Annotated in this window: 1 pseudogene; it reads left to right on the top strand. The window is 64.3% G+C overall.

The annotated features are described in order from the left end of the window. Nucleotides 1–530: pseudogene (locus tag IEW85_RS14230) on the top strand (ISL3 family transposase); the annotation flags it as partial. Nucleotides 531–733: the final 203 nt, after the last annotated feature.

Below are 733 nucleotides of genomic sequence, written 5' to 3'. Positions count from 1 at the left end.
GCACTGGCCCTTCCCGGTTGCTGGACATGGTCCCGGGCCGATCCAAGAAGGTCTTCAAGACCTGGCTCGATGACCAGACCAAGGCCTTCCGCGACGAGATCAAGGTGGTGGCCATGGATGGTTTCACCGGCTTCAAAACCGCCGCCGCTGAAGAACTGCCCGAAGCAGTGGCGGTGATGGATCCATTTCACGTCGTGGCTTTGGCAGGTGACGCGCTGGACCGGGCCCGGCAACGAGTCCAGCGCGAGACCCTGGGCCACCGGGGACGCTCTGGGGATCCGCTCTACAGGGCACGCCGAACCCTGCGCACCGGTGCCGGGCTGCTCACCGAGCGCCAACACCACCGCCTGGAGAAGGTATTCACCAGTGATGACCATGTCGAGGTGGAAGCGACCTGGAGCATCTACCAGAAGATCGTGGCCGCCTACCGCAACCCTTCACGGCTCGAGGGCAAGAAGCAGCTGCAGGAAGTCATCGCCTCGCTTAGCCGCGGAGTGCCGAAGCGACTGACCGAACTGGTCAGCCTAGGTGTAGGAGGGCAGGACGTTGGTGACGCGCCCCGGGACGAGGCTGGCAGGAGCTTGACCGTCGGGTCTGCTGAAGGTGCGGTTGACCGTCGGGCTTATGCCGCCAGGGCGACGGCATCCTTGTGAACGGTCTCGTATTCGACCGGAGTCAGCTTACCCAGCCTCCGCTGTCGGCGGCGGCGATGATAGGTCGCTTCGATCCAGTG

Source organism: Nesterenkonia cremea, from assembly GCF_014642675.1.
Classification (GTDB): Bacteria; Actinomycetota; Actinomycetes; order Actinomycetales; family Micrococcaceae; genus Nesterenkonia; species Nesterenkonia cremea.
This window is presented reverse-complemented; position numbering and strand designations above follow the sequence as displayed.